This is a genomic window from Hymenobacter sp. CRA2 (assembly GCF_002007105.1).
GTDB lineage: Bacteria > Bacteroidota > Bacteroidia > Cytophagales > Hymenobacteraceae > Solirubrum.
The window spans coordinates 97,154-104,315 of sequence record NZ_MVBC01000019.1 but is presented as its reverse complement, the minus strand read 5'-3'; the positions used below and the strand labels follow the sequence as shown (position 1 = coordinate 104,315).

Annotated in this window: 6 protein-coding genes and 1 pseudogene; 4 read left to right on the top strand and 3 right to left on the bottom strand. The window is 57.2% G+C overall.

The window, feature by feature from the left end; translation table 11 throughout:
* A partial coding sequence (locus B0919_RS25780) for a transposase (RefSeq protein ID WP_139362026.1) occupies positions 1 to 190 on the top strand: 190 nt, incomplete at its 5' end.
* A 39-nt stretch (positions 191 to 229) separates the two neighbouring features.
* Here the strand turns inward: B0919_RS25780 and B0919_RS25775 are convergent.
* Positions 230 to 577, bottom strand: a pseudogene (locus B0919_RS25775) (DUF3375 family protein); the annotation flags it as partial.
* A 465-nt stretch (positions 578 to 1,042) separates the two neighbouring features.
* Here B0919_RS25775 and B0919_RS22375 point away from each other — a divergent pair.
* From B0919_RS22375 to B0919_RS22365, 3 genes are read left to right on the top strand one after another with little or no spacing between them, the layout of a single operon-like run.
* A complete protein-coding gene (locus B0919_RS22375) occupies positions 1,043 to 2,542 on the top strand; it encodes a tellurite resistance TerB C-terminal domain-containing protein (RefSeq protein ID WP_078014533.1) in 1,500 nt (499 codons plus the stop codon).
* Entirely contained in the window at positions 2,536 to 3,861 is a 1,326-nt protein-coding gene (locus B0919_RS22370) for an ATP-binding protein (protein ID WP_078014532.1), read from the top strand. The genes B0919_RS22375 and B0919_RS22370 overlap by 7 nt, the downstream gene beginning before the upstream one ends.
* 5 nt (positions 3,862 to 3,866) lie before the next feature.
* On the top strand, positions 3,867 to 6,005 hold the full coding sequence (locus tag B0919_RS22365; protein ID WP_078014531.1) for a DEAD/DEAH box helicase: 2,139 nt from the start codon (positions 3,867 to 3,869) through the stop codon (positions 6,003 to 6,005).
* 345 nt (positions 6,006 to 6,350) lie between these two features.
* Here B0919_RS22365 and B0919_RS22360 read toward each other — a convergent pair whose 3' ends face one another.
* Both B0919_RS22360 and B0919_RS22355 read right to left on the bottom strand, forming a co-directional pair.
* On the bottom strand, positions 6,351 to 6,773 hold the full coding sequence (locus B0919_RS22360) for a hypothetical protein (protein ID WP_078014530.1): 423 nt from the start codon (positions 6,771 to 6,773) through the stop codon (positions 6,351 to 6,353).
* Between the two features lie 26 nt (positions 6,774 to 6,799).
* The gene (locus B0919_RS22355; protein WP_078014529.1) at positions 6,800 to 7,132 is read right to left on the bottom strand and encodes a helix-turn-helix transcriptional regulator; all 333 of its coding nucleotides are present in this window, start codon (positions 7,130 to 7,132) and stop codon (positions 6,800 to 6,802) included.
* Positions 7,133 to 7,162 lie beyond the last annotated feature (30 nt).

Here is a 7,162-nt window from a genome sequence, read left to right as displayed (position 1 = left end):
ACCCCGGCGCAAGCGCCGCCACCCCCGCGCCTTCGACGCGCAACGCTATGCCCAACGCCACCCGGTCGAGCGGCTCTTCAGCCGCCTCAAGCAGTTCCGGCGCGTGGCCACACGCTATGAAAAGCTGGATGCGCATTTCCTGGCATTCATCCACCTCGCCGCTACCGTGCTCTGGCTGCGTGACTGTTAACACTTCCAATTCCCGCAGCTTTTGGAGGATGTCTAGGAACCTAGATTCGGTGCCCACGAAGGAGCGCTTGGTGAGTTGCGAGGTCACCCAGTCAAGTACGCTTTCCAAGGCGGGCGTCAGGCAGTGCTGGTCTTCTCCCTGGTCGTCGGTATAGAGCGTCAGGTAGCCATGCTGCACCCAATCGCGCAGGAGCTTCGCTGCTTTTTCTTCGGGCGCGGCCCCGAGTGCCGCTACGTCGCCTTCCTCGCTCGCAATGTCCCAGTCCTGCAGAAAATCCGTCAACTGCGCCAGCAACACCGCGTGGCTGATGACGGGGTTATAGGTTTCGGCTTTGAAGCTTTGCTGCAAAAAACACAAAATCAGCGCGGCGTTACGGGCCCGCAGCATGCGCAACGAAGCAGCACCGCGCTCCGGGTGAAAAAATGCCTGGTAATCGGGATAGGTCGGCATAAACGGTGCGGAACGTGATAATAATTCGAGTATGAATTAGCTGATTAGTTGCTGCTGGCAACAAAGTAATTACTTTAGCCCAACTTCCATAAGACTCATTTTTCGATAATTCATGTAGTGCCTATGATGTATTGGCTACTCTATATCGGCGTGATTTGGCTGTGCGCAGCCCGCGCCCAAAAACGTGGCCGCTCGGCCTGGGGCTGGGGTATTTTCGCCTTGCTTCTGCCACCAGTGGCTTTTTTGGCTACCTGGTTTGTCGGCTCCAAACCGGTGCCTGCGTCTAAACCTACTTCACGAACTCCGGCTCTGGCTACGCCCTCCGCCGCTAAGCCGGCGGCACCCCGGCCGGCAGCCTCGCGGGCGGCTACTCCTTCCTCGCCCCCGCGCCCTGCTACGCCTATGCCCGTTAGTACATCAGTCCCTGCCGATGCATCTATCATCGATGTAACCGGCCAGGCGTCGGTTATAATTCAAGTATCGGCAGCGCCCGTAAGTCCCACCCCGGCAGCTACGCCTGCTGTCCCGCCGGCGTACCCGGTCTACGATTACGCGCCTCCCAAGCTGGGCAAGATTTACGGCCAACAGCTCGGACTGACGGCGCAGCAAATCAGCTGGCTCAACAAATTCTGGTGCCCCGACAACGTATTTCTCGCCATCGAGGGCGCCCGGCAGGCCACGGTGCTGCTCTATGTAGCCGTGCTCAAGGAGCTGGAACGTCAGTTCAAAGCCGAGGGCTCGACGCTGGCCCAGGAAGTGAAGGCTCTGGACGCGCAGGCGCAGCAAGCCTATCGGCAGGCATACTCCTGGTATAGCGGCGGGTCGTACACGTCGGCCGGTGAGCAGGCCGGCGCCGATGTGTACCTGACCATTTTCAAGCAATGTGAAAACGCGGTGCGTGAGCAATTTGGCCACAAGCGCAAGATCAGCAGCCAATTTTCCGCCCAGCTCACGTCGCTCGATCAAGCCTACCAACAACGTTTCGGCAATCGGGTACAAGCCCTACTTCCTGAGTTGGCACCCCGAATTCCTGGCCCCGATGCCGCTACCGAACTGGACCTGAACGCCCAGAATACCACCCGCTGGAAAACGGCTTTCGACCAGCTGGCAGCACAGCTTCCGCACGACACAGCGGGTTTCGCGGCGGGCGTATACCGGCTGGGCGAGCTGAATGCCCACAATCCGGCCGTTGAGAATATCTTTTTCGAGGCCTCACGGACACTGGCCCGGCACGACCCCGAAGAGTCACTTCGGTTATACCTGCACTACCTGCACCACGATTTCCAATCGGCCACTATCAACAATAAGCAGCTGGCCAAAACCATTCAGAAGAGCCTGTTCGCTCAACCTGAGCACCTGGAGCGGTTCGAGGCCATCGTACAGCAATTCACGCAGGAAAAGGACCTCGCCCGCGCTCTGGAGCAGGTACCGCAGGTATATGCCCGCCAGCGCCGGAAAATTCAGTTGGACATGGGTGCCGTGCAGACCGTACGGCAGCAACACTCCGGCACCGTTGAGCGGCTCAACGAATACCTGCGCGACGAGCCGGAGGCGCTTACGCCTCCGCCGGCCGACCCAGTACCTGTTGGTCTCCCAAGTGCCGACTCATCCGAAATACAACTGACCGTGGCGGCCCCGGCCACAACCGGCCGCTTCAACAGCACCGTCGCGCTGACGGCTACCCAACAGGATTTGCTGCTCTTGTTTGCCGACGCGGCCCTAACGCTGCCGCAGGCCCAAGTAGAAGCATTTGCCCGTGACCGTGGTGCCTTGCGCAATCAGCTCATCGACAGCATTAATGACGGCTGCTACGAGCTACTCGATGACGTACTCATCGAGGAAAGCGGCGATGACTACACGATTTACGAACCCTACTTTCAGCAGCTTACTACTCCATGCTAGACAACCTCAAACCCAAAGAGGCCACGGCCATCATCAACTCGCTGCTGGGCGGCGTCGTGCCCAAGCTGGGCGTACAGCACATCACCGTAGGCCGCTCGCCCGAAATCGAAGCGTTTTTGCACACGCTCGACGACGTGAAAAACGGCCACAGTATGGTCAAGTTCTGGATTGGCGACTTCGGCTCCGGCAAGTCGTTCATGCTGCACCTGCTCAACACCGTGGCGCTGAAGCAGAAGTTCGTAGTAGCCAACGCCGACTTTACGCCTGATAACCGGCTGTACGCCAACGACGGCAAGGCTGTGGCGCTCTACTCGGCAATCATGGACAACATAGCCATTCAGACCAAACCCGAGGGTGGGGCACTAGCCACGCTGCTCGAGAAGTGGATCGAGCAGGTAGTTAGCCAGACAGCGCAGCAGCACCAGATTCCGCTGACCGAGGCCCGAGAGCCGCAGCACTTACCACGCATGCAGGCGGCCATCATGCAAACCATTCAGGAGCTGACCGATGTAGGAGGCTTCGATTTCGGCACCGTGGTGCTGAAATACTACGAGGGCTACATCACCGACAACGACCTGCTGCGCCGCAATGCCCTAAAGTGGCTGAAGGGCGAGTACCGCACCAAGACCGAGGCGCGGCAGGATTTAGGCGTGCGCGAAATCGTCAACGACCTGAATTACTACGACATGCTCAAGAACTTCTGCCGGTTGTTCGTGAGCATGGGCTACAGCGGCTTTATGATCAATCTGGACGAGGCCATCAACCTCTACAAGATTTCGACGGCGGTAATGCGGGAGAAGAACTACGAGAAGATCCTGACCATTTACAACGACTGCTTTCAGGGCAAAATCAACCACTTCTTCCTCAACTTCGCCGGCACCCGCGAGGTGCTGGAAAACGAGCGGCGGGGCTTGTTCAGCTACCAGGCGCTAAAGTCCCGGCTGGAAACCAACAAGTTCGAAACCGCGGCCGTGCGCGACTTTGCCCAGCCGGTTATCCGCTTGCGTCCCCTCACCCACAACGAGGTGTTCGTGCTGCTGCAGAAGCTGAAGGAAATCTTCGATTTTAACTACAAAACCCAGCTCGCCATTTCCGACGCCGATATTCAGGCTTTCATGGAGGAGATGTTTAACAAGCCAGGCGCCAGCGAATTCCTCACGCCCCGCGAAGTCATCCGCGACTTCCTGAACATCCTGAGCTTGCTGCGGCAAAACCCCGAGTTGGACAAGCAGAAGCTGTTCGGCGACATTCAGATCCGCGATGAACGCCCCGACGAAACCGCCGTCGATGCCCTGCTCGACAGCATCGAAGTGCTCTGATTTCCATGTCTTATGAGTTGCTGGCGGAGCCCGTCCGCCGCTACATCCGCGACCAGCGGTGGGAATCGTTGCGCCCTATCCAAGCGGCAGCTATTCAGCATATCCTGGCCACCAACGATAACTACCTGCTGGCCTCGCGCACCGCTTCCGGCAAAACAGAGGCAGCTTTTCTACCGATTCTATCGAAGGTGGATTTTCGGGTGGCCGGCGTGCCGGTGCTCTACATCTCCCCGCTCATCGCGCTGATCAACGACCAGTTTCAGCGCGTGGAGCAGCTTTGCCGCTACCTCGACGTGCCGGTGACCAAATGGCACGGTGAGGCCAGCCGCACAGCCAAGCAGAAGCTCTTGCAGCAGCCCGCCGGCATCGTGTTGATTACGCCGGAGTCGCTGGAAGCTATGTTCGTCAACGCTCCATACCAGGTGAAGACGCTCTTTGCCAGCCTGCGCTACGTAGTCATCGATGAAATTCATTCCTTTCTAGGCACTGACCGAGGCATTCACCTACAATCCTTACTGGCCCGCCTGCGGGCGGTGAATACCACCAACCAGTTTGCCGTCGTCGGACTGTCGGCGACTATCGGTGATTACTCGGAAGCCAAGCGTTTTACCGGCGACGAAAGCCGCACAAAGGTGCTGCTCGACCGCACAGGTAAGGACATAGTAGCCCAGTTCCGGTACTTCCCGGCCGATGACACTGGGGGCGACGTGCCCTTGCCACTGCTCAAAGACCTGTATAAGCAAACCAGCACCAGCAAGGCGCTCATTTTCCCTAACAGCCGCGGCCTGGCCGAAGTCATTGCCGTAAAGCTGCGCCAGATAGCCGACCGGGTGGGAGGCCACCCGCACTACTTCTCGCACCACTCATCGGTGCATAAAGAAGTACGCGAATACGTCGAGCACTTCGCCAAAAACAACCAACGCCAGCCTTTCTGCATCGCCTGCACTTCCACCCTGGAGCTGGGCATCGACATCGGCTCGGTCGAAAAAGTGGTGCAGGTGGATGCGGCGCACTCCATCGCCTCGCTGATTCAGCGGGTGGGGCGCAGCGGGCGCCGCAATGATGAGCAAAGCCAACTGCTACTCTACGCCACCGAGCCGTGGAGCCTGCTCCAGTCGCTGGCGTGCTGGCAGCTGTACCAGGAAGGCTTTGTGGAACCACTGCGCACGGCCCGCCTGCCCTACGACCTGCTGCTGCACCAAGCGCTGTCCATCGTCAAGGAACGGTCGGGCTGTAGCCGTGCTGCTTTGCTGATGCAGTTGCGTCAAAATGCCGCCTTCACGGAAATACCTGCAGCCGATGCCGAAGCCGTGGTGGAAGAACTACTCCGCATTGGGTGGTTAGAAGCCTTAGGTGGAGAATTAATTATCGGGGTTGATGGGGAGTTCGTAGTCAACTCACGAGATTTCTACAGCGTGTTTAAAACCGAGCTGGCGTTGAAGGTGGTACACGCTGGCCAGACAGTTGGCGAAATTCCTTTCTCGCCGCAGGTGCAGGCCGACGAGAACTTGCTACTGGCAGCGCGCATCTGGAAAATCAAATACGTAGACGTACCAGCTAAGCGCGTGGAGGTGGTGCCGGCCCACGACGGCAAAAAGCCCATGTTCTTTGGTGGTGGCGGAGTAGTGCATCCGCGCATCCGGGAGCAGATGCTGCAACTGCTGAGCACTAAGACGGTGCCGGCTGAGCTGGACGAAGCCGGGCGGGAAGTTCTGCGCGTCTTGCGACAGGAATTTGCCGGCTGCGGGCTTCCACCGGAAGCGGGGCACGCGCGGCCAGTACTGGTGCAGGAAGATAAACTAACTCTCTTCACATTCAACGGCACCAAAATCAACCGCAGTCTTACCTTTCTACTTCAATGCCTTGACATTGAGTTCGTCGCCGATGAGCGCAAAAGCAGCCTGACCCTATCCGTGGCGCCCGCGCTGCTGAAGGATTTATTTGAGCAACTGCGCCTTTTCGCCTTGGACGTAGACTTCCACCTCCAAGACGCGGTTGCTAGTAATCCCGGGTTGCTGGAGTTTGCTAAGTGGGGAGCAGCTCTGCCGCCGCATTTCCAGGTTGCCATCCTGAAGGAACGCTACTTCGACTTCGAGGGGACGGCGGAGTTCTTAGAAAAAACGGAACTAGTCCGCTTCGCCTGACGGTAGTAGTGCTAGAATTAACGGCGTGAAGCACGCAGCTCTGGGTATCCCAGTGCGAGATACATCATCAGCTAGTTCACTCGCTGCCATTCCTCCCGGCTTTGATCCTGGTTAACCCAGAACTGCAAAACCATCCAACCTTACATGTAATACTGCCTTCCATCCCTACAAAGATTGAAGGACACATTTGGTCAAAATTCTCTATAGAACTCAGCGGGCGTATGGAGTATCCCCGGGACTACCCCCGGGGCTATCCCCATCCAAAATGAATTCAAAATCAATTTTGAATGTAAAAAAGCTGCTGAAATTCGATATCTGATGTGTTGATGAGGCAGATTTGAGTGTTTATCCTTCTATTTCTGGGGTATCTTCATAACGATCTATCGGAAATGGCTTGGCTTTGGGCTGTTGCAGCAAAGCAACATGCCTGGCAAGGGCTTCATCTACCATCTCGGGAAACGATTTAGCCTCTGCCAACTCGCGCACCGTCTGCTCTAGTTCTCGGATACGCTGCTTCATAGCGTTCACCGAAAAAGCAGCTTCGCGATACTCTTCCATTTGCTCTATAATCTTTTCCTCTCGGGCTTTATAGTACACCCGAACGAGGGCGGCTTCGATTCCCAACGGCTGCTTCTTTCTACTGAGTACCAGATGGCGCACGTAGGTGTGAACAGAGGTGCCAGCGCGGAAAGCTTCGAATTCTAAAACGCTGTACTCCTCATTAGTAACCTTCAAGTTCAGTTGCGGGCGAGGTTCTTTGTAAGGCATGCCGATCAGTACAATGTGTGAGAACCTTACTTCTTGGTGCGGCGAGCCTTGGAGCGGCGCCCATCTGCACGCCCTGGCGCTTGCAGGGCAGCTAGTACTTCGCTGCGCTTGAAGACGGTACGGCCGCCAAGCTTGTAGCGCTTGAAATAGCCTTTGGTGGCGCGGTAATGCACCGTTTGCTCACACGATTTGGTCAGCTTGGCGACTTCTTTCACGGTGAGCAGATCATCGGAAGACTCTGCATCTGCCTGGGGCGAATCAGCCTGCGGCTCGCGTTGGGCGAGTTCGTGGCGCACAATGGCGCGCACATCGTCGAGAAATTGCGGGTAGGTGGCCCCGCTTATAATGAGTTGTTGCATGGGTAGCAAGGGTGTTGTTGAAATCCGAAC

Excerpts from the sequence above, each read along its gene's own strand:
- B0919_RS22360 (WP_078014530.1), bottom strand. The coding sequence starts at position 6,773 with ATGCCTTACAAAGAACCTCGCCCGCAACTGAACTTGAAGGTTACTAAT.
- B0919_RS22355 (WP_078014529.1), bottom strand. The coding sequence starts at position 7,132 with ATGCAACAACTCATTATAAGCGGGGCCACCTACCCGCAATTTCTCGAC.
- B0919_RS22370 (WP_078014532.1), top strand. The coding sequence starts at position 2,536 with ATGCTAGACAACCTCAAACCCAAAGAGGCCACGGCCATCATCAACTCG.
- B0919_RS22365 (WP_078014531.1), top strand. The coding sequence starts at position 3,867 with ATGTCTTATGAGTTGCTGGCGGAGCCCGTCCGCCGCTACATCCGCGAC.
- B0919_RS22375 (WP_078014533.1), top strand. The coding sequence starts at position 1,043 with ATGCCCGTTAGTACATCAGTCCCTGCCGATGCATCTATCATCGATGTA.